This is a genomic window from Nicoliella spurrieriana (genome assembly GCF_023380205.1).
Lineage (GTDB): Bacteria > Bacillota > Bacilli > Lactobacillales > Lactobacillaceae > Nicoliella > Nicoliella spurrieriana.
The window spans coordinates 16,943-40,163 of sequence record NZ_CP093361.1 but is presented as its reverse complement, the minus strand read 5'-3'; the positions used below and the strand labels follow the sequence as shown (position 1 = coordinate 40,163).

At 45.0% G+C, this 23,221-nt stretch carries 11 protein-coding genes and 1 other annotated feature; of the genes, 8 read left to right on the top strand and 3 right to left on the bottom strand.

Translation table 11 applies throughout. From position 1 onward, the window contains the following. Positions 1 to 93 precede the first annotated feature (93 nt). Both MOO44_RS01790 and MOO44_RS01785 read left to right on the top strand, forming a co-directional pair. Positions 94 to 11,577: a hypothetical protein gene (locus MOO44_RS01790; protein ID WP_260116735.1), complete on the top strand. Its 11,484-nt coding sequence runs from the start codon at positions 94 to 96 to the stop codon at positions 11,575 to 11,577. After that, positions 11,574 to 12,494, top strand: coding sequence for an LPXTG cell wall anchor domain-containing protein (locus MOO44_RS01785; RefSeq protein ID WP_260116734.1), 921 nt, complete (start codon positions 11,574 to 11,576; stop codon positions 12,492 to 12,494). Before MOO44_RS01790 ends, MOO44_RS01785 begins: the two co-directional genes overlap by 4 nt. Positions 12,495 to 12,746: 252 nt before the next feature. Here the strand turns inward: MOO44_RS01785 and brnQ are convergent, their stop codons facing one another. From brnQ to MOO44_RS01770, 3 genes are all read right to left on the bottom strand, one after another. Beyond that, positions 12,747 to 14,135 (bottom strand): branched-chain amino acid transport system II carrier protein, encoded by a 1,389-nt coding sequence (gene brnQ, locus MOO44_RS01780; protein ID WP_260117275.1) that lies wholly within the window; start codon positions 14,133 to 14,135, stop codon positions 12,747 to 12,749. Positions 14,136 to 14,275: 140 nt separating this feature from the next. Then, positions 14,276 to 14,514 (bottom strand) — a binding site (T-box leader). Between the two features lie 112 nt (positions 14,515 to 14,626). Next, positions 14,627 to 15,505 carry a GRP family sugar transporter gene (locus MOO44_RS01775; RefSeq protein WP_260116733.1) on the bottom strand — a complete coding sequence of 293 codons (879 nt, stop codon included), beginning with the start codon at positions 15,503 to 15,505 and terminating at the stop codon, positions 14,627 to 14,629. A gap of 26 nt (positions 15,506 to 15,531) precedes the next feature. Further along, positions 15,532 to 17,796, bottom strand: coding sequence for an excinuclease ABC subunit UvrA (locus MOO44_RS01770; protein ID WP_260116732.1), 2,265 nt, complete (start codon positions 17,794 to 17,796; stop codon positions 15,532 to 15,534). Between the two features lie 65 nt (positions 17,797 to 17,861). On the opposite strand from MOO44_RS01770, the gene MOO44_RS01765 reads away from it, so the two are divergent. The 6 genes from MOO44_RS01765 to MOO44_RS01740 all read left to right on the top strand — a co-directional run bounded on the left by MOO44_RS01765 (position 17,862) and on the right by MOO44_RS01740 (position 23,213). Continuing rightward, positions 17,862 to 18,323 carry a winged helix-turn-helix transcriptional regulator gene (locus MOO44_RS01765; protein ID WP_260116731.1) on the top strand — a complete coding sequence of 154 codons (462 nt, stop codon included), beginning with the start codon at positions 17,862 to 17,864 and terminating at the stop codon, positions 18,321 to 18,323. Between the two features lie 86 nt (positions 18,324 to 18,409). Next, a complete protein-coding gene (hxlA, locus tag MOO44_RS01760) occupies positions 18,410 to 19,045 on the top strand; it encodes a 3-hexulose-6-phosphate synthase (RefSeq protein ID WP_260116730.1) in 636 nt (211 codons plus the stop codon). 2 nt (positions 19,046 to 19,047) lie between these two features. Further along, positions 19,048 to 19,584 (top strand): 6-phospho-3-hexuloisomerase, encoded by a 537-nt coding sequence (gene hxlB / locus MOO44_RS01755; RefSeq protein WP_260116729.1) that lies wholly within the window; start codon positions 19,048 to 19,050, stop codon positions 19,582 to 19,584. 232 nt (positions 19,585 to 19,816) lie between these two features. Then, a complete protein-coding gene (locus MOO44_RS01750; protein WP_260116728.1) occupies positions 19,817 to 21,739 on the top strand; it encodes a hypothetical protein in 1,923 nt (640 codons plus the stop codon). 199 nt (positions 21,740 to 21,938) lie between these two features. Continuing rightward, positions 21,939 to 22,298, top strand: a complete 360-nt coding sequence (locus MOO44_RS01745; RefSeq protein ID WP_260116727.1) for a hypothetical protein — start codon at positions 21,939 to 21,941, stop codon at positions 22,296 to 22,298. A gap of 66 nt (positions 22,299 to 22,364) precedes the next feature. Then, positions 22,365 to 23,213, top strand: a complete 849-nt coding sequence (locus MOO44_RS01740; protein WP_260116726.1) for an aldo/keto reductase — start codon at positions 22,365 to 22,367, stop codon at positions 23,211 to 23,213. The last annotated feature ends 8 nt before the right edge of the window (positions 23,214 to 23,221 follow it).

The window sequence follows — 23,221 nt, the reverse complement described above, 5'->3', positions numbered from 1 at the left end:
TTACTAATTTAGCTGTACATAATTTAACTAATTTTAATTGGCAAATCAAATCATATACTAATAATATAATTAATTTATAGAAATGGTGATACTATGCTTAACAATAAAAAAAGCAATTTTAAAAAGATAAATGAAAAAAAACTGCTTAGAAAGGTAAAAAAGCAGTGGGTAGTTGTATCAATTTCATTGTTAGGAATCGTGGTAACTGACGCTATCTACCAAGATGTAGTAACGGTGGATGCTGAGGCAAACGTTAGTCAAACGGAATTAGATACACCGATTAATCATGATCCATCGGCATCTTCAGCTTCAAGCTCAGTTAGTGCACTGGCTAGTTCTGTAAGTCAGGCTAGTATTAGTACTTCAAACACAGCAACTTCTGTAAATTCAGTTGCTAGCGAAACTCAAACAATCGTCACTAATGCTAACTCTACTAGTGCTAGTACTAGTATTCAGATGAATCAAGACCATAACCAACTGAGTGTGGCGACGGATGCTCAACAAATTATGAATAGCTTACAATCTGCTGACCCTAGTAATTATACGGCTTTAAGTTCCAATTCCAATCAGGTCAGCTCTGCTAATGCAGGTGCCACTTCTAATCTGAATCATTTAGTTAGTCTATCAAGTCAATTAACGGGAATTACAGATTCAGCTAATTCAATTAATCCACTAATTAGCAGCGGGGCTGAAGTAATTAATAGTGCAGCTTCAACGGCTAGCAATGAAAACGTAGTCGTAAGTAGTGTTACTAGCTCGGGGGATGCGAATAGCCAGTTGAGTGCTGTTAGCAGTGCTGCTAGTGTCACTAGTGCTGCAATTAATAGCTTCTCCAGTGCGGTAGTGGGATTTCAATCTAATTCAAGTGCCTTTTCATCAGCTGTGGCTAGCTTAAAAGCAGTAATCAATGAAATCTCTGGGGCCCAAAGTGACTTTGATGTAAACATTGCAGCCACTAATGAAATTGCTAGTACTGCAATCAATAGTGAGGTCAGCGTTGCTAATAGTTTAGCGCAGTCAGCGGTTACCTCTGCAACATCTGCTAATCAATCAGTAGCCAGTGGGCAGTCCGCTATTAATTCAGCAAATAGCACTGCAGATAGTACTGCAAATGGAGTTAATAGTAGCGCTGGTCAAATCACACCAGCGATTAGTTTAGCTAGTAGTGCCTTAGATTCATTACGAACACTTGCTAATGAATACTCTGATAATTCGCAGGTTGCCACTAGCTTGGCATCGGCCCAAACTGCGTACAACGATTTACTTACACAATCAAATTCAGCAAATGCGAATGCCACTTCGGTTAGTTCGATTGCGGTCGGGATTAGTTCTGCTGCTAAGGAAACCAGTGAGAACGTAATTAACGCTAATCTAGCCAGCCAATCGGCTCAATCTGCGTCAGTGAATGCCCAAAGTAACGCTGCTGATAAAAACCTAAGTGCAGCGTTTACTAACGTTAGTACCGCTATCAGTCAAGCAAATTTAGTTGCTAGTGTTGCGAGTCAAGTTAATTCAACTAGTTCGGTAGTTTGGGCTTCATTAGCTACGATCCAGCATTTAAGTAGCGCGGTTCAATCAAATTTAAGTTCTGCATCAATTCAGGCTAGTCAAATCCAATCGTTACTAACGACTGCCAACAGCTTGATTAATAGTTTGAATGCATCAACGATGGCGTCAATTGCTGCGTCAGCTGCAGCTAATGACCAATTAACTACCACTAGTAGCTCAGCTGTGGAAAGCCAAAGGACAGCAGTTAGTTCAATTAGTGACTACATAAACATAGCTTCTTCAACCGCAATTAATCGTGCTACGTTCCAATCTTCAATTGCCAATTCAATTGGCTCTTTGGATATCAATAATTTTAATATTCCTGCGGTATCGGCTGCTGAGTCAATTGCATTTAGTGCCAATACCACGGTTTCTTTTGCAACTAATCATCTTAATGAACAGTCCAGTTTAGTCGTCAATGTTAATCAATCAGCTGTTAGTAACGCTTCGGCTGCTATTTCATTTGCCGTGCTTGCTCATTCGGATGCGGAACAAATGAATGCCTTAAATGCTTCTGTTAAAGCTGCAGTATCGAATTATGTTCCAGCGGCAACCCTTTCGTCGGCATTGACTTCAGCGAGTGCACTAGCAGCTGAGCAGTCTCAATTTGCCGCAAGTGCTGCATTCTATGCAAGTCTGACTAATGATGATTACTCGAATGCGACTCAAATTGGAGCTGCTGTAAATTCAGCTGCGTCGAACCTTAGCGATGCAGTTTCGAATACCAGTAGTGCTGCGTCAACTGCAAGCGTTACCGTTAGTTCGTTCATCAGTAGTTATAATACGGTCGCAAGTTCTGGGATTAGCAATGCTAGCGCTACTAATGAACTGATCGCAAATTCTGTAAGTGCAACCCAGTCTAATTCAACACTTGCAAGTGGCTATTTAAATTCAATGGCAGCCATTTCCCAATCAACACAATCATTTGCATCCCAAGCTAATTCCACTAATAATAATCTAATTTTAAACAGTGGTAGTTATAAATCAAATGCATATATCATTAGTGCTGCTAGTGACGGGAGTAGTGCGACTAGCATCGCTAGTTCCGCTAATAGTACTGCGATTTCATATTATTACCAGGCATCATTGGTCAGTCAAAATGCGGAGAACTACAGTAATCAGGTCGCTGGGAACTCTGCAGCTGCAGCTGGGTTTAATGCTACTGCGATTTCATATCAAGCCCAATTTGAATCTGCTGCCAAGGCCAGTAACGTTTCCGCTGCTTCATTTTATGCTTCACTAATTAGTCAACAGGCCAGCAATGCGATTGAGGCCAGTTCCCAGGTAGCTAATTCCACCAGTGCGCTAAGTGTTTTTACTACTAGTGTGCACTCATTGTTAGCAAGTGCTGACAATGCGGCATCACTTGCTAGTGGGGCATGGGACGCGGTCAGCAGTGCTAACTCCGTTGCCAATAGTGAGGTTAGTTCAATCGCAGCCACAAGGTGGCAAACTGATGTAGCGACTGGTTCAGCTGCCGTTGCAGCTGGTGACGCGGGTAGCAATGCCTATGCAACGACTAAGTTATCTAGTGGGACTAGTTCGGTGGCATCGAATGACAGCCTCGCTGCGAGTGTGGCTGCATCTAGTGTGGGGGTTATAACTAGTATTAACGCTGCCCAAACCAGTTGGGCAAATTCAGTGGTACCTGATAATTCACAAATTAATACAGATAATGAAATTGCTGTTTCCGCTGCCAGTAGTGCAGTCTCAGCGAATCAAAAGGTTAGTGCTGCCAATGCTCAGGCGCAGACGTTATCTTCAATTGCAAACGGGCAAAGTAGTGCGGCTAATTCTTATAGTGATGCAATTGCTACTTGGACAGCCGGGGTCTTTGCTGATTCAGCAAGTGCAATCAGTTATGCAAACTTAGGAAACCATGCATCAGCTAATTATTTTGCTTCAACGGCTAATTCAACAATGAGCTTGATCTCAGAAGCATCCGCTAATTTAAGTGGCGTCCATTCCGCAGCTAGCAGCGTCAGCAGTGCCATTGCTAGTTTGAATGCTTCGATTGCTTCATATGCATTGACAATTGCTAGTGCTAGTTCCGCTGCAAGCAGTGCGGCTTATGATGCTTTGCGATTAGTTGCTTCTTACACCGGCAGCAACGGTGATTTTGGTGATCGGGGAAGTTCAATTGCATCGTTTGCGCATAGTACTGCGTCGGCTGATGCCTCGGTTGCTATTTCGGCAGCTAACAAGGCGGGTTCGAATAGTACCACCGTTAGTGCGCATAATAGTATTATCAATAGCTATACCACGCAAAACACTAGTAATAGTGCTAACACTAGTGCCTTATTTAGTCAATCTAATAATAATTATGTAATTGCATCTGCTAACGCATTGATTAATTCGACCATTTCGTCAATTGCACCAACTGTTAATGATGCACCGGTTCAATCGTCAATGGTTAGTACGGCTTATTCGAATGCCAACGTTGATAGTGCGAATGCAATCGCTGCGGCTGCCCGGACTAGCTATTACAATAGTATGGTGATTTATGATATTGATCAATTTCGTAAAGCAGCATCCAACAGTAGTTTGGATAGCGCTGCTAGGGATTCGGCAAAGCAACACTGGGTCGATATGACATGGGCAGATACTAATAGTGCGACTAATTATCAATCAATTACTTCAGATGCCAATAATGCAGCACTAATTCAACAATCATTAGCCGATAGTGCTAGAAATGCTACTCAATCAGACATGGATGCTGTCGGTGCAGCTAATTATTCGATTAGCTATGCCAATAGCATTGCAAATGCTGCTGCAATCGCTGAATCATATTACATTAATGCTTCCAGCGCTGCTAGTCGTGCTAATAGCGGGACTGTTTCTGCCAGCGGGGCAGTAAGTTCCTCTAACGATGCGCAAAGGGGCCTTCAATCTGCCTTTTCCGATGCCATTACCGCATCTAATACTCAATATTCGATTGATTCTGCGGTGAATGACGTTAACAGTGTTGTTAATTCTGAAACGACAGCCTTTACTAATTCGGTGGGGAGCGAATATTCAGCAGTGAATAGTTACTCGAATATTGCGAGCATTGCTCGTGGTCAGACTAGTACTGCAGCGGGTTCCGCCAGTTATTATAATAACCTAACTAGCTCAGCAACGATTGCAGCTCAAAATGCCGAAGCGTTATTAACTAATTATCGGAATAATGCTGCTACGAATGCGAGCTTAGCTGCTAATATTGCTGGAATTAAACCAGGAGATACCTATGCTGATTCCGGCTTAGCGCAAAGTTATGCTAGTGCTACTGATAGTGATGCTTCGATGGCTACGAGTTATCAGAGCATCTTAAATTCTGCAATTTCGGATGCGACAGCGTTTGCATCCAGTGCTAGTTATTTTGCGACATCTGCTAATTCGTACCAACAAATTGCTACTAATGCCAATTCAGCGGCAGTGATCGAAGCCAATCGCGCGGTTAGCAATTTGTATTCACTACAGGCTTCATCAAATGCTAGTCAGGTGGCTGCGGCTTGGTCATATGCACAAAGCGTTGCGAGCGGTACAAAAGCGGTTAGTGCTACCGCAACGACTACGACTAGTGCACTAGATTCTAGTAATAGTCTAGCATCAGCTGCGAATAGTAACGTTCAACAAATCGATGGTAGTAATGATCGGGGGAGTAACTGGATTGCTAGTGCCGCCATTCAGGCCGCATCAGCATCCACAACTGCTCAATCCGCGTTTAACGATGCGATCCTAGCATCTAATGATGCCGCCACTGCCAGTGCTTCAGCATCAAATGCGGTCATTGCTGCTGCTAATCAAAACCAAATTGCACAACAGGCTAGCATGGATGCTGAAAAGGCATCTGCAGCAGGTGATCGAACTGCGGGAAGCCAGGCAGAATTAATTGCAACGAATGCGTCGATTGCTGCTGCGACATTAAGAAATGAAGCCACCATTCAACAACGGGCTGCAAGTAGTGCTAACGACCGAATGAATGGTGATTATCAAATGGGGATTAGCATGGGGTCACTGGCTAATTCTAATTATCTAGCAGCGTCTGAATTCCACCAAGCCAATAGTTCAGCTAACCTTGCGTCTGATTCTGCCAATGCTGCTAATCTTGCTTCAATGGTAACCTCAAGTGCTAACAGCACAGCTAGTGGGATTAATACGTCGATCACTAGTGCATCGGCAAGTGGTAGTGATGCGATAAATTCAATTAACGCGGATTCGCGAGCAATTACATCGGCGGCTAACATCATCGCCAGCTTAAATGCTAATAACCAGTCCTACATGGTGGATAGCGGGTTTAGTTCCGCAGTGGCGGCTGCTTCTAGCGTAGCCACTTCATTACAGCCAGTGCTCAGTAGCGCTAGTTCAGCATTATCAAGTGCTCAAGTAGTTGCTAGTACTCAGGCTTCCATAACGGCGAGTGTCAACTTAACGGCTAGCTCGGCAGCATCACTAGCTAATGATTACTACCAAGAAGCAGCTAGTGATGCTGCTAACCTGGATGGCTCGCTATCTGGTTCTGCAGCTAGCAGTGCGGCTGATTCAGTTTATAAAAAGGCATCCTCCGCTGCAATCGTGGCTAATTCAGTATCCGCAGCAGCAATCACTGCTTCATCGATTGCCGTTAGCGCCCTGAGTGTGGCCACAATTCAATCGAGCATCATTAGTTCAGCTCACTCAATAGCTGATTCAGCGGCCACTAATGCTAGTTCAGCGGCTAGTGCTGCCACTAGCTTTGTTGCCAGCATGATTAGCAGTGCGGCCTTTATCGCCAGTTCAGCTAGTTCACAAGCTAACTCAGCTAGTAGCTATGCCGCGAGTGCATCTGACACCATTAGCGGGTTGAACCAAGCCACTTCACAAGCGAACGCTCCCATCGCTGCATCAACCGCTAGTGCTAACAGTAGCTGGTCAGCTGCTGCTTCGGTGGCCGCTTCTGCGAGTGCATTAAGTGCTCAATATCCAGGCGTTTTCAATAATGCTACCTTAAATAGTTATGTTAGTCAGGCTAGTTTCAACACCGCAAGTGCAACTAGTGCTAGCAGTCGGGCATCATCAGCGACCATCGCGGCTAGTGCCGCCAATTCGAATGCTGCGTCCAATGCAATTGTGGCTTCGCAAAACTACGCCGCTGCTTCGAGTGCAGCAATCATTGCCAGTTCATATGCTGCCCTGATCAATAACGATAGTAATTACAGTGCTGCGCCTAATCGCGCCATCGATGTTAGTGCAGCATCTTCGGCTGCAGCTGCAGCTAGCTCTTATAATAATGCTGCAACAGCGGCTGCGAAATCGGTGTCAGCTGATTACAGTACTGCCAGTGCTGCTGCGATGACCGCCAGTGCTGCTAGTGTGGATGCCTCAAATCAAGCCTCGAGTGCGAAACATAATGCTAGTATGGCGGCTGCCAATATTTATTCGCAGCAGGTAAGTAGTTATGCAACATCGATTAAGGATGAGCTTAGTTTCATTTCAGCAGCTTCATCTTCAATTAGTGTTTCGGCGAGTGTTGCCCACAATTTATCCCAGGCAGCTGGTTGGGCCTATAATGGTGCTAACAATAATAATGATGGTGCGATAAAGAGTTATTATGGCAACTATAGCAGTGTCGTGGCAAGTCGACCATCCAGTTATATGGGCGGTGCAATTTGGGCGGCAAGTTATAATGCCTCGCTTGCTGGAGTGAATAGTTATAATGCCTCCGTTTATAATGGGGTCGTCCAGAGCAATAATAGTAACATGCAAATTACAAGTGCGAGTGCGAGTGAGCTTAGTTCGAAACTAGCAACCATTGAATCGATTGCGAACAGTGCATCTGCAGCGGGTGATCCGGATGCGGTGAGTGTAGCTGTCAATTCGGCCACTAGCATTTCGTCAGCTGCAGCTCATTTATCGTCGTTTGCAAGTGGTGAATCTAGTGTTGCATCAGTTAATACGGCAAAAGCCGGTGCGGCAGTCTATTTTACTAATTCTTATGCATCGACGGTTGCTTCTAATTCAGTGTTTATTAGTAACGCAATCATTGCCAATAATTACGCGAATAGCACATCGGACACCAATGATTCCGCCATTGCGGCTCAACAGAGCGCTAATGATAGTAATGCTCAGATCACTAATTTAAGTGCGACGGTCGTTAGTTCAGCTCAATCAATTGTGACTGCATCGAATGCTGCTGCTTCTAATGATCGGACCGTCAGCTCGGTAGCTAGTTCAATCAATGCATTAAATGGCAATAATGGTTTTATTGCGTATGCAAATAGTGATGGTTCCGGGAGCACCACGTATGCAAGCGGGGTCAACTCAATGATTACATCATTATCGAATCAAGCTAGCTTAGTGAATAGTGCGATTAATTCCGCCAGTGCTGGTGCCACTAGCGAGGCCGCGATTTTTAATGCTGCTTCAATGAGTGCTAGTAAGATAAGCACCACCACCGCTAGTTTGGCATCCCAGGTCGCTAGTTATTATGACCAAGCTTCTTCAGCCGCTTTTAAGGGTGATTCTAATTTGGCCGGTTCCTATTTCAGGGATGCCAGCAGCTATTTGAGTTCTTTGAGCTCAGCAAGTGTAGCAATGGCAACCGAATATAGTACTGCTAATTCCGCTAGTGACCAAATCAGCCTCTATAATCGTGCCATTGGCAGTAACGCAGTAGTCATGAGTGGTTATGATTCACAAGCCCTAAATAGTGCTAGCCTAGCCCATTCCCTGGTATCATCAGCAATTGTTAGTTACGCTAACGCAACTACCAGCCACCAAGAAACGACGAATTCACAATCGGCAGCGGTTGCGTCATCAGCAATTGCAAGTAGCGCTAGTGTTGCTACGGATTCGATTACAGCTAAATTTGATAGCAATAACAGTGCGATTAGTTCGGGTGGGATTGAGACTAATTCATTTGCAGCTAATCCCGTATATTCTGCAATTCATTCGCAATTAGCTAGTTTTGCAACCGGAATTGATACCGATATTGCAGTCGTCTCGAGTGCAACCATCACTGTGAATTCAGCCAACTCCGCTGCTTCCAATGATTTTGCTAGGGCATCGCTGGCCACTTCGCTCACTACTAATGATCGTGATCAAATTTCAGCTGCGCAAAGCCTAATGCCAACATTACAATCTGAGATTGCGACTGCCGCACGGACCAGTAATGCGACCCTAGCATCATCCGCCGAAGCAAAAGCTAGCTCAGCGGAGTCGACGGCAATCAGTGCGGCCAATCAAGCAGTGGTACAAAATAGTATTGCAAACACCGCTAACCAAGATGCGGTTAGTCAACAAACGACCGCCAGTCAGGCTTACGATACAGCCAATAATGCAATTAATGATGCATTGATTAAAACCCATCAAGCCAACATCCTAGTTGATTCATATCAGACAAATGGAGCTAGTTCAGCCACTAATAGTGCATCGGTCGTAACTAGCGCTAATTCATCTGCAATTGATAGTGATAGTGAAAACGTAGCACAAGTTTCAAGTGCCGCGGTCCCGACCATTTCAGCTGCGCACTCTGAAACCAGTGCTGCATCGTTACAAGTTAGTGAACATGCGAATACGCGGATCAGCAGTTATAATTCAGCCCAAATGGGGTTAGTGAATAGTGCGAATGCAACGATGACGAGTGCTGAAGGGCTGATTAATACGGCCGTTAGTGTTGCCGATCATGCGAAGGCGGCTGCCGTTAGCTACACTAGTGATGCCACTAAGCAGTTAGCTGCTGCTAGCCTAGCATCATCCGTTGCATCATCAGCATGGTCACAAGCAAATGCTAGTGGAATGACCGTGGCCTCAGCAAGTGCACTGCGCCAGATTGCTAGCGTAGCGGTGACTAGTGCTGATTCTGCGAAAGCGGCTGCGATTGATGATGAATCAGCCGCTAGTGTTGAATTATCACTTGCAAGCTCTGCATCGGCAGCTGCTTCAGGAGCACCAGCAGCAATCGATAGTGCAGCGACCACCATTGTCAGCGCAAGTGTGGCCATCAGTAATGCGGTCGTAGCAAACAACTACGCTAACGATGCTGAATCGGCATCAAAGAGCGCGGAAGTGATGGCTGCCAGTGCCAATTCATTGAACACCCAGGTTAGTACGAATGCTTCAAGTGGATCTGAAAGCGCTAATCAAATTACTAGCGCAAGCTCTGCGGTCCAGGACCGTTCCGCATCCGTTAGTGAAGCTGAATCCACCGTTAATTCGCTGTTCACCAATAATAGTGCATTTATTTCATCAGCTGGTGAGGCAGCTACTAGCGCTAGCCAGCAGTTCATTCATGAAAGTACGGTTGCTAGTGTAGCGGTCAGCACCGCTAGTTCCCTCATGAATCAAATTAATCAATTATCAACGGCAACCGTGATTGCTGCTTCCACTGCAAATGGGGAACGTTCAACCGCGGGGGTGCAAGCCCAGAGTGCTAGTTATGCTGCCGCGTCCTTTGGTGATTCAAGCGCAGCTTCGACTGCTGCTGACCAGGCCGCGAACGCAATGAGTACCGCAGCAGTGGCAAATTCAAACGCTTCGTTGAATGCTTCACAGGTTCAAACGTTGCTCAGTGCGTTAAATGAACAGTTGAACATTGCCAGTTCTGCTCACATCAGTGCGAGTGCTGCAGCGAATACGGCATTGAGTGCTGCCAGTTCAGCTGAGCAGACCGTTGCGGCGGTAATTGCCAGTGCCCAATCCACCGCCAGTTCCGCTAATCAAACCGCGAGTGCGGCCCAAACAACTGCCTTTCCAGCCACTAGTGCCAATGATGTTAGCGCTAGCAGTGCCCAAATGAATGCAGCGTCCGACGCGATCGTCACAGCAAGTAGGGCTGCTGAAGCCCAAGCTACTAATCAGCATGCCCAAACGATTGTGACTAGCAATGCGACGATCGCAAGTGACCAGGCGAAGGCCTCGTCATATGCTAATGATGCGACTAGTAAGTCTGCGGACGTCTTAATTGCATCCGCTGATGCTCAATCCGCTAAGCAGCAGGCCAGTACCGCCGCTGTTAGTGCAAATTCATATGCTGCAGTAACTGAATCGGCCCAAGGTGTGACTAAAGCTGCATCCGATGCGGTGAATGCCTATGCGCTTAATAGTAATGGACAAAGCGCCGTTGCTAAAGCGGCGATTGCCTCATCGGCTGCAATCCATGCATCCACGGCTGCATCGTTAGCAGCTGCATACTCAGCTGCAGTCATTACCGCCACCCAGTCTGCAAACAGTGCTGCAGCGCGGGCCAGTTCCGATGCCCAAATTGCCAGTGCCGATGCGAATGGCGCCCAAATTGCGTTCGACCATGCGAAAGTGACTGCCGACTCGATTGCAATTAGCGCAGCTGGGGTTAGTGCTGAAGGCGATGCAAAGGTGGCTAACGCAGCAGTTGTAACTGCTAATTCGGTCACTGCAGCATCTAACAATAGTTTCGTAGCTAGTGAAGCTAGGATCACCAGTTCTGCCAATGCAACGATTGTATCTGCAAGCCACTTCATTAGTGCTGCTCAAGCAACGATTAAAAGCGCCCAAAGCACGATTGGTTCCGCCACGAGCGAAGCGGTTGCTAACTCCGTTCAAAGTGCTGCTGCTAACTTAGCCGATGAGGTTAACCGGGTGGCATCTACGTTGGCTAGTACCACTTCGATCGCTAGTCAGGCTGCTAGTGCGGCAATTTCATATAATGATAGTCAGGCCAAGAGCCGGGCGAGTGTTGCTGCAACCCAGGTTGATCATGATTCGGCGACCGTTAATTCCCAGGCGACATCGGCGAGTGCCGACGTGGTGGTTAACTCCGTATCCAGTGCATTCGTGAGTTCAGCCACTGCCGGGACTGACCGGGTCGCCAGTGCGACCGCTGCAACTGCGGCTAACGATCCTAATAATCCAGTGATTGTAAAGGCAGCCGCTGATGCCAAATCAGCAGCAACGTATAACCATTCGTTAGTAACCCAGATTGCTAGTGATTCTGCAGTGGCAGTGAGTGCCGCCACAACGCTGAGTAATACGACCCAGGCAATGGATAGCTATGCCCAGTTAATTAGTAGCGCAAATGCAGTTGTTGAACGGTGAACGCATCGGCCGCTAAGGATGTTTCCACAGCAGTGAGTGCTGCTGCGACGGCCGAATCGCTTGCCAACCAAGCATCCAGTGTGGCCATCATTGCATCCAGTGCCGCTGTGATTGCTAGTTCAGCTGCACTAGCAATTTCTAACACTGCCAAGTTGGTTAAATCAGCTAGTTCGGTGGCTGATAGTGCTAGTGATCAGGCAAGTAGCGCTTCAACGGCGGATTCACAGTCTGCCGCAGCCAGTATAGCCGCTGCAGCCGCAGCTACTAATTCGAATACAGTTTCATCAGCGGTCGCCAGTGCCGAAGAACAATCCAGAATTTCATTGATTACTAAGCACGCCACTGTAAGCAACACCTCGGAAGCTATGAGCTCAGCAACGACTAGTAATGCTAAATCGAGTTCTGCGGTTTCAATCGTAAGTAGTGTTGATAGTCAGATTGTTCCGTCGCCATCAAAGATGGCATCGCTATCCAGCGTAGCGACAAAGCTTGCTAGCTACCATGGCCACGTTGCGTTTAATAAATTAATTAATCTGCCGTCGCGTGATGCGATTAACGGTTTAATTGCTAAAAAAGTAGCTAAGCTACGGTTATCTAAAGTTGATAATGGACAGTTAACGCCATCGTATTCACCATCCGCTAATGATGGTGGTGGATCTGGAAGTTCCATTTCACAAATTAATTCACATGGTGGGCGGACGACTGACGTTAACGTTACTGCTAGTTACCAACCAAGCAATGCCACTAACTTCACCGCTAGGAACCAAGCTGCATTTGGTGATCAAACGCAGCAACGGTTACCACAGACGGGTGAAGATGGTGCGGATAAACAAGTAGGTCTATTTGGGTTAATTGCAATGGTCCTATCGAGTATCTTCTTTGCCGTTTACAAGCGGAAGCACGATGATGATAAATAAAATTAAAGAGACCATCTTATTTTATAAATAAGATGGTCTCTTTTGATGTTGATAATGTTTTTATAATGAATTATTACTATGTGGATGAAGCTATCAAATGAACTATGTGGAATTACTATGTGATGGAACGATGTGACGTTACTATGTGGTGAAACAATTATGTGGTAAAGCTATGTGATGGAATTATGTGGTGTGTCGTGAAACTATGATATATGAAACTATGATATATGAAACTATGATATATTTGCTTTATTAATTGGTAGCTTGTAGTGATCTGTTTTTAACCCGTAGGAAGTGCCATACTAGACCAAGGACGGCACCAAGGACGGCTGGAACGACCCAGTCCATTCCAACACTTGCGAATGGGAAGACGCTTTGTTGGAAGTTTGCCATTGCAACGGCGAAACTACTCTTGCTAACCACTGGTGGGAAGGCAGCCAACATGTCGAAGAGGGCAGGGACTGCGGTAAAGACAACTACTGATCCGTAAACGACTGGATCACGATGGAAGAGTGGTGAAGTAACTGAGAGTAGAATCAAGACCATTGAGAATGGGTATAGGAACATTAGCATTGGTGTTGACCAGAGGATGATTTGATCTAACCCTAGGTTAGCGGTTAAGAATGATGCTAAACAGATAAATGTTAACCAAGCGTGGTAGCTTAACTTAGGGAAGTGCTTGTGGAAATCCTGAGCAAATGCAGCAACTAAACCAACCGCAGTCGTTAAACAAGTTAGGGTGATTAATGCTGCTAGGGCTGCTTGGCCGGCATTACTGAAGTAGTGGGTCATGATTTGTGAAAAGGTGCCACCACCATCAGCACCTAGCTTGTAGTGGTTCAAACTAGTAGCCCCTAACCAGATTAGGACTACGTAGATCAAACCTTCAACGGCTACCGAGAGGACTCCGGCTTTAGCAGTCACCTTAGCGTTACTGCTGGGCTTAGTCTTACCTAATTGGCGAACGGCTTGAACCACCGTTACCCCAAAGGCAAGTCCGGCGAGGGCGTCCATCGTGTTATATCCTTCCAAGAAACCGTTCAAAAAGCCATTATGTTGATAGGGTTGGGTAACTGCTTGTAAGTTAGCGTGCCCCATTGGACTTAGAAATGCTACGAAGAAGATTGCGAATAACATTAACAAGAAGAGGGGGTTTAAGACCTTCCCGACCTTGTCCATGATGGATGATTCCTTGTATGAGATGTAGTAGGCTACCCCGAAGAACAAAGCGGAGAAGACTAACAATCCTAGTGTATCGTACTTAGCGGGGAGAAATGGTTCTACCCCAACGGTGAACGGAACCGATGCGGTTCTGGGCGTTCCGAACAACGGCCCGATGGTGAAGTGAATCAACACCATAAAGGTAACTGCAAATGCAGGCCCCAGTGGCTTACCAATGTCATAGACCCCTTCAGAACGGGTAACACTGATGGCTAGAACTGATAGTAGCGGTAACACGACTGCGGTACATAGGAACCCGAGGGTCGCAACGACCCAATTAGCACCCGATAGCTGTCCCAAGTGGATTGGAAAGATTAAATTTCCGGCTCCGAAGAAAAGCGCAAATAGGAGTGAACTGACGGTTAAGTATTCCTTCCAAGATAACGGATCTGAATTGAGATCCTTCTCTAAATTTTGCATGTTTTGCATATTTTAATTCCCCCAAATAATTTTGATTAAATGTTACTATGAATTGTTGAATCTGAATCTGACTAATGTCGCTTTCCATTCGCACCACCTCCTTAAATTTAAAGCCAAATAAAAAGCACCCCTATTCAAAGAATAAGGGTGCTCACACACGGTACCACCTTAATTACTAACCCGCCGCAAATCGGCTGGTTAGTCGCTCAATACGTACTAACATACGCTAACGCTGTAATGGGCGTACCCAATGTAGATTACTAATCTTCGTCACATTGCTCAAAAGCGATATTTCATCGTGAATATGAATACTCCCTCTCACCTAACGGAGCTCGCTTGATTCGCCATCACGATTACTTTTCTTTCTCAAAGCATGTCGTTTATTTATGAGTTAATCTTAATTGCTGTCGATTTAAAAGTCAACCCTTTTTTGTGAAAAAATTAAAAATTAGATTAAAAAAGGCCGGGTAATTACCCGACCTTTATGAGATTTACCTAATAAAACTAGTCATAATCCCACCAACTAATACTAATGCAACCCCACAAACGGTGTACACCAGTGATTTACCTACTTTATGTTCGTGGAGAATTACGATTCCACCAAAGGTAGACACCACTACGCACATTTGCGAAAGGGTGAACCCAGTCGAAACCCCATTAAGGGTAATTGAGACTAAGTAGCCAGCAGTTCCGATTCCAGAACTAATCCCGGTAAAAATGTTGCGGAGGGTCGTGTGGTCGAATAGCGGTTTTTGATCCCGAAATTCCTTGATCACAAGCGAGAACAGCACGGCGGCTGCAAACATTCCGACCGATTGGGATGGAAATGTCGTCCAGCCACTGGCGCCGGTTACCTTCGGAAAGGTAGAACAGGCCGTATAACCCACACCAGAACCGATAATTAACTGAATTAAGTTTTTAGTGAACTCCCGTTTACTAGTCGGACTAGCACTTCCATTCCCGGTCCGGGTGGTTAAAACGACCCCGATGACCACTAGAATGACGGCTGAAAACCCAACCATTTTAGCAAATCCACTTTGCCAACTACCTAGGAATAAGACCCCCACGATATTAACACCGACTAATTGGAGGCCGGTTACGATTGGGGTGGTGGTCGAAACCCCTAGCTTACGAAAGGCGTTGTACTGGCTTAATTGACCTAACGACCAACCAAAACCACCGACAAAACACCACAAAAAGTCTGATATGGTAATATCAGGCTTCATCACGATCCAAACCACGATTCCAACGATTAGCGCTCCATAAGTGGTCCCTAATAATTGTTGGATTGGTTTACCGCCTAAAAAATGAACCCACAGCGGGGTGACTCCCCATAGCAATGCGGGAATCAATCCAATCAGAATATCCAAATCCGTTCCTTCTATCTGTATAAAAATTAGTTGCGTTGTTTATTATACTCCAACATTGCTTGGCCCGTAACCGACTTTTGTGATTTAGTGGAATCAATTGGGGTTCCTGAATATAGAATTTCACCGCCGTAACGACCGGCCTTCGGACCGACGTCGATCAACCAGTCTGCAGAACTGATCACCTCAATGTTGTGTTCAACAATGATCAGCGTGTTATTAGCGGCAACTAATTCCTTGAACAACTTAATAATGGTGCCGACATTAAACATGTGTAGTCCCGCAGTCGGTTCGTCCAAGAGGTAAATTTTACCGGTCTGGTTCAATTGAAGGGCTAACTTCAAACGTTGTAATTCACCACCGGAGAGGGTGTCTAGCGATTGGCCCAACGAAAGGTAATCGAGGCCGACTCGTTGCATGTTGACCAATGGCTTTTCGACCTTAGCGGTGTTTGCAAAGAATGGAATGGCCTTTGCAATCGACATGTTCAAGACCTGGCTAATGTCTAATCCCTGGTATTTGTATTGAAGCGCTTCATCACTATACCGTTTGCCATGGCAGGCCTCACAGGTTTGAATGACCGGGTCCATGAACGCCATGTTGGTAATAACGACTCCCTTTCCCTTGCAGACGGGACACTTGCCCTTACCGTTGTAACTAAAGAGGGTCCGTGAAACATGGTTAGCATCACCAAATAACTTCCGGATTTCATTTAAAATATCCAGATAGGTCGCAGGGGTGGCCCGAATATTAGCCCCGACGGCATCTTGGGAGAGGTCGATGTATGGTTCGGTCAAATGGTCCTTGACGGCTTGCATCAACGAACTCTTGCCTGAACCGGCTACTCCTGAAATAACGGTTTCAACGCCGAGCGGAATCTTAACGCTAACGTCCTTTAGGTTATGCACCGAAACGTGGTTCAAATCGAGCGTCTTGGTAAATGAACGGGGGTGTTGATTGAACTGCAGCTTTGCCCGCAACCCCTTGCCAGTGATCGTATCGGACTTCATGAGTTCAGCAAAGGTGCCGTTGAACGTGATATGGCCACCATCAGCCCCCGCTTTGGGGCCGATTTCGACCACGTATTGCGCAATCGGGATTAATTCGGGATTGTGTTCCACGATTAAGACGGTATTGCCATTATCACGAAGCTTGATTAACGCCCGTTTGATTAATTGAATGTCCTTGGGATGGAGTCCAACACTGGGTTCATCCAAAATGTAGACCATATCAACTAATGAACTATTCATGAATTTGGCAATTTTAATCCGTTGCGTTTCACCACCGGAGAGCGTTTCGGTCGTCCGGTCCAAAGTAAGGTATTCCAATCCTAAATCGATTAATGAAGATAGCTTGGTGGATAGCTCACGGATGATTCCTTGAACCAATGGCGTTTTGATGGATTGCAAGAATTCAAGGGCGTGGACCAGGTCCATTTGTAAAACATCGGCAATGTTCTTGTCGTTAATTTTACAGCCCAGGACCGGTTTTCTGAGCTTCGTCCCGTGACAAACTGGGCAGGCGTGGTGATCAACCACCTCTTGAATTGCCTTTTGGTGGTGCTTCCCTTCAGCACTGTTGATAATCGAACGCTTGATGCGGGGGATGACTCCTTCATAAAGGATACTATTGTTCCAATCGGGACCCGCATCCGTTAATTTTTGTTGGGGAGCATACAAGAGCATGTCTAATTCATGCTGACTGTAATCCTTGATCGGCTTATCATTATCAAAAATGCCAGTAGTTGCGTACCGCCGCCACCGCCAGGTGTTAGGTCCAAAACTAACGAAGGTGATCGCCCCTTCGTTCAATGATTTATCGTAATCAATGATCTTATCAGGGTTAATATCATCAACGTAGCCGAGACCCTGACAGTGCGGACACATTCCCTGTGGCAGGTTAAACGAGAAGGTGTCAGAATAACCCACGAATGGTTTACCGGCCCGTGAGAAGAGCAACCGCATCAACGAATAAATTCCAGTATAAGTGGCTAGCGTAGAACGCGGATTCTTCCCAATTTTCTTTTGTTGAATCACGATTGCAACGGGCAGGTTGTCAATCTTATCAACATGGGGTTGACCATATTTAGGAAGGTATTGCTGGGTAAAACTAGGGAACGTTTCGTTCAATTCACGCCGTGAACTAGCGGCAATCGTATCAAAAACGAGTGATGATTTTCCGGCGCCGGAGAGTCCGGTGAAGACGGTAATTGCGTGCTTATGAATTTTTAAACTAATGTCCTTTAAGTTGTTCTGGTGGGCATTATGCACAATAATGGATTGACTTTCAGTCATCTTAAAAACCTCCAATGGATTAGATATCTTAATCTTATAATTAATCGTTAAGGGGGGCAAAGATAATGAATTACGATCAATTTGGGCGTACAATGGATAGCTCAAGGGGGATGAAATTGATGGAAACGACCGATATTAGACATGACGTCCGGAATAAATTACAGTCCGGGAACTTTGACTGTGCTAAGGAATTGACCCTTTCGATGTTCAGTGGCCGGCATAAAATGTATATTTTGTGGGAACTACGGCATGGGGATGCGATTCATTTTAACCAATTTACCCGCATCATTCCAAACGTGAGCCGCAAGGTCTTGACCAATCAATTGAACGAATTGATCCAAGACAGCATCGTTGAAAAACGCGACTATCAAGAGGGCCGCGTCAAACGGGCTAGTTATAAATTGACTGAATTGGGACTGAGTTTGATCCCGATTTTAAACCTTATGTACGACTGGGGCGAAAAAAGAATTAACCAATTAAAGCTTGATCCAGTCTATCAGACCAAGGATTTCCACCCCAACGTCTAGGTGGTTACCTAAAAGTAACTAATTGTTAGTAAGTAAATTCCTTGATAACCTATTGATAAATCAAAAATTAATGGAGGAATTATCAAATGAAATTACAACTAGCAATTGACTTAGAAGACGTGGATGGCGCAATCGAATTGATCAAAAAGACCAAGGACAGCGTCGATGTATTCGAATACGGGACACCACTAGTAATCAACTTTGGGTTGGAAGGATTCAAAAAAATTCGGGAAGCCTTTCCAGATATCACATTACTAGCCGACATCAAGATCATGGACGTTGCTTCATACGAAGTCGGCCAAGCTTCTAAGTACGGCGCAGACATTACCACCATCTTAGCGGCAGCTGAAGATCAATCAATCAAGGATGCAGTCGAAGAAGCCCACAAGGATGGTAAGGAACTGCTCGTTGACATGATCGGAATTGAAGACGTTGCGACCCGTGCCCGTGAAATCGATGCCATGGGAGCTGACTACATTGCAACCCACACTGGGTACGACTTACAGGCACTGGGCCAAACACCATTTGAAACCTTCCGGACAATCAAGGCCAACGTTAAGAACACCAAGACCGCGGTTGCTGGTGGGATTAAAATCGATACTGCTGAACAAATCATTGCTGAAAAGCCAGATTTATTGATCGTTGGTGGGGGCATCGCCACGGTTGACGATCCTGCTAAGGCTGCGAGTGAAATTAAGGCAATGATCGAAAAGGGTGCGTAAAATTGGCCACTAGTTCATGGAAAACGATTGTAGGCGAATTAGGGACAACTGATGTGTCCGTAAGCCCCACTGCATTATCAATGATTCACGATGCTAACCACATTTTTGTTGCGGGCATGGGGCGTTCCGGGTTAGCCATTCAAGCGTTTGCAATGCGCATCGGCCAACTTGGGAAGCCGGTGACCGTCGTAGGTGAGGCGACCGCCCCTGCCTTTACCGCTGATGACCTTTTGATCGTTGCATCTGGTTCCGCAAGTACGCAGTCCATCGTGGCACTAGTGCAAAAGGCGAAGCAACTAGGTGGCAAGAGCTGGTTACTTACCGCTACTAATGATAGTGATTTAGAACGGTTAGTGACTGATACGACCATCTTACCTGGAAAGGGAAAGTTCACGACTAAGACCAATACGGTTCAGCCGATGGGCTCGTTGTTCGAACAGTCCGTGTGGCTATTCGGGGATGCAGTGACCTTGGATTACATGCGCCAATACCAAATTACTGAATCGAAAATGCAAGCGAACCATGCTAACTTAGAATAATTAGTGAATCCATCGATTGTGAAATCGGTGGATTTTATTATTTAGATTAACAGTCCTTATATTGATAAGGACTGTTTTATTATAGCCTGATTAAATGGGATTTATTTTAATTTTGAATGATATTTATATATAACATTTACATATAAAATACATATTTTTTACAATCAAAACCTTTACTTTTTGAATTGATGTGATTATAATTTAGACAATTTAAAAAAGGAGCGTGATTGGTATGTTAGTCAACAAGAATAAGTATAAAAAGACACAAGAGAAAAAAGTATTACATAAGGTAAAGAAACAATGGATTATCTTGGGAACGACTGCGTTAGCATTTCTAGCCGCCGGTGCAGCACCACAGGTGTTGGATAACCACGGTGTTAGTTTTGGCGCGGTTGCGCGGGCGGATTCCACCGACCAAGTAAACTCTTCACTAACAGCGGTTGCTCCTGATTCCGCTGGAAAACTACCGGCATCTACTAGCGCTTCAGTTACCAGCTCTGTTCCTGCAGTAGCAAGTAGTGTGACAGCAAGCGTTAGTGTAACTTCTAGTGCTAATAGTGTTGTAACAACAACAACTACTACTACTACTAGCACTACAACGACTAATGCTTCCGGAGATAAAATTACTGGCAACACTACTGTTTCATCTACTACAAGCTCCTCAAGCACTAGTTTAAGTACTTATGATGCAACAGTATCTTTTGGTGAAACTGGATCAGCAGGATCAGCAAATGGAACAACTACTAGTTATGCCTACCATGCGGTGGCTAGTGCGCCATCATCTACTTATGTTTCAAGTGCTGCTGATGGAAAATCAAGTACAAGTTTTAGTTATGATGTTGCTGTAACCTACGCAAATGATAATGGGAGTTCGCCATTTACAGCTTCATTTGCATCTGCACCTGATAGTTATTTAACAAGTTTGGTTTATTACTATAATGATTATTCAGTTAACAGCCAAACAACTTCGTTTAGCGTTGCTAGTAGTGATTTAAGTAGTTATGTATTCTTTGCTAGCAACTTTTCATCTACTGCTAATGGGTCAGAATCAGCATTGCTATTTAGTTTACCATCAGCCTTTACCTCATACCACTTTAAGAGTGGGGATGTGTTAGGAGTATCATATGCATTTCTAAGTGGAGCATTTAAAAGTAGCGCTGCTAGTGCGACAGCATCAGTAGCACCATACAGTAATACCAAATTTAGTGGCCCAGTGAAGGTTAACTATGCAACATCTGATGGAACATCTTTCTCTTCTGGCGGCAACTTAACAGGGAATTTCTTTCCTGGAGAAACATTCTTATTAAGTCCCACTTCGGATAGTAATTCTGAATACTACAGTGCAGTTGCATACAATGGTAATGGTAACGCTGTATCTTCATATGGAGATCAATCAGAAGTATTATCTGGATCCCTGCCAAACGGCTCTTCAGCTTCATCTGATCCCAGTGGGGTAACTAGCATTACCCTTTATTACAGGTCAGTCTCTGCTGCTTCTGTTCCACCAGCAAGCCTATCAAACCCATTAAGTAGTGCTTCTTCCACTCCTGTCTCTGTCACCCCAGCTCCTTACGACAATGGGTTTAATGATTTTAATCCCTATGCACTTCTAGGTACAGCTACGTCAACTAGTGTATCATCGGCTAGTTCATCTTCAGCAACTAGTGCTTCGGCATCTTCTGCCACTTCATCTTCAGCAAGTAGCGCATCAAGCTCATCTGCTGCAAGTTCATCTGCTGCAAGCACTTCTGAAAGCAGCGCTAGTGCATCCACAGTTGCTAGCTCTGCTAGTGCTGATAGTAGTAGCGATTCATCAGCAGCTTCAGATGATGATACCGACGATAACGGTAATGATAGCAGTACAGATACTAGTGACAAGGGCACTGATGACACTGATACCAACGATACTGATAATGGTAATTCGAGTGGTAAAACTGCTTCTAAGACTGGCACCAGTACTGCCACCAGTGATGAAAAGCAGACACCAGCTACTCACCATGTAACTAAGCAGACTCCAAGGGCTGATTCTAAGGATCAAAAAGCCAAGTTACCACAAACTAATGATAACAATGTTGCTAAGGGTGCATCCTTAGTCGGTCTAGTCGCTGTCGCTCTTTCCGGATTACTATTTGGATTATACAAACGTCAAAAATAATTAATTGCATTTTAGAACCCCGATTACTAAAGTTAATGGTAATCAGGGTTCTTTTTATTTGCAGAACTTAATAATCATCTGAACCATTTCAGCACATTAAGTTTATAATGATATTCTTATTAAAGGGTAAAGGATGAGCATATTCTAGTGGTTTACATTCATTCCTTGGTATAATTAATGTACAAAGGAATGATAATAAATGTACAAATCAAAAGTAATTGAAAAAATTGAAGTTGATTTCATGGATAAACTCTATAATCAACAAAAACCAAATCTAGATAGTCATATTGCAATCACCATTGCGAATGAAGAATTCATTAATCTAGCTAAGAGTATTCACGCCGAGTATGAAGATGACATTAGTCGAGATGACTATGTCCAAGAATTAGTCAATTTGGATTGCAACCACCCGAATGGGATTTTCAATTTCGCGGTGAACGTTGAGGAATACGGATACGTGGTTCCTGACTTTGCCCAAAAGGTTGATAATAATAATCTGATGTTAAGCCAGTCTGGAGAGGCTCTTTACGGGACCCTCAAATTCGACAAGGGTGAGTAAGAACTAATCATGAAATGAGGGGGGCTACGGTTGTGGCCCTTTTTTGTTAGAACGGGAGGGATTGGAATGAAAATGATTAATTTTAAGGACGCCAAAATTCCAGCGATTGGGATGGGGACCTGGCACATGGGGAGTGACCGGGCAGCTTACGCTCAGCAAAAGGCGACCCTCCAATATGGAATTGAACATGGTGCAACCGTGATCGATACTGCCGAACAGTATGGTGATGGTGATTCGGAACGCTTAGTGGGTGACGTAATTAAGGATTTCGATCGTAGTCAGTTATTTGTGATTTCGAAATTTTACCCGTTCCATGCCGAACGTAAGCAGATGCAACGGGCATTGGATGCGAGTCTAAAGCGCTTGGGTACTGATTACTTGGACCTTTATCTATATCATTGGCCCGGCAGTACACCACTGGCCGAAGTCGTTGCTAATATGGAGGCAATGCAGCAAAGTGGGAAGGTCAAGCACTGGGGCGTCTCTAATTTTGATCTCAGTGATATGCAGGACCTGTGGTCGGTTCCCGGGGGTCAGCACGTGATGGCTAATGAGGATTTATATAACATTGGCTCACGGGGGATTGATTTTGATTTGCTACCTTGGCAACGTGAACACAACGTTCCGCTAATCGCATACGCACCGGTTGATGAAGCTGATGGACGGGGAGCAAACTTGACTAAACAACGGGCGTTGGTCGAAGTAGCCAAACGGCATGCCGTTACCCCGTTTCAAATTATGTTGGCGTGGGCAATTCGGGATGGTCAAACCCTGGCGATTCCACAAACCAGCAGTGAACAGCACATGCAAGAAAACATTGCCGCTGGCGACATTGAATTGACTACTGACGACTTACAGTTGTTGGACCAAGCGTTTCCTAAGCCAACCAGGCATCAATCATTAGATATTATTTAAAATTGAGG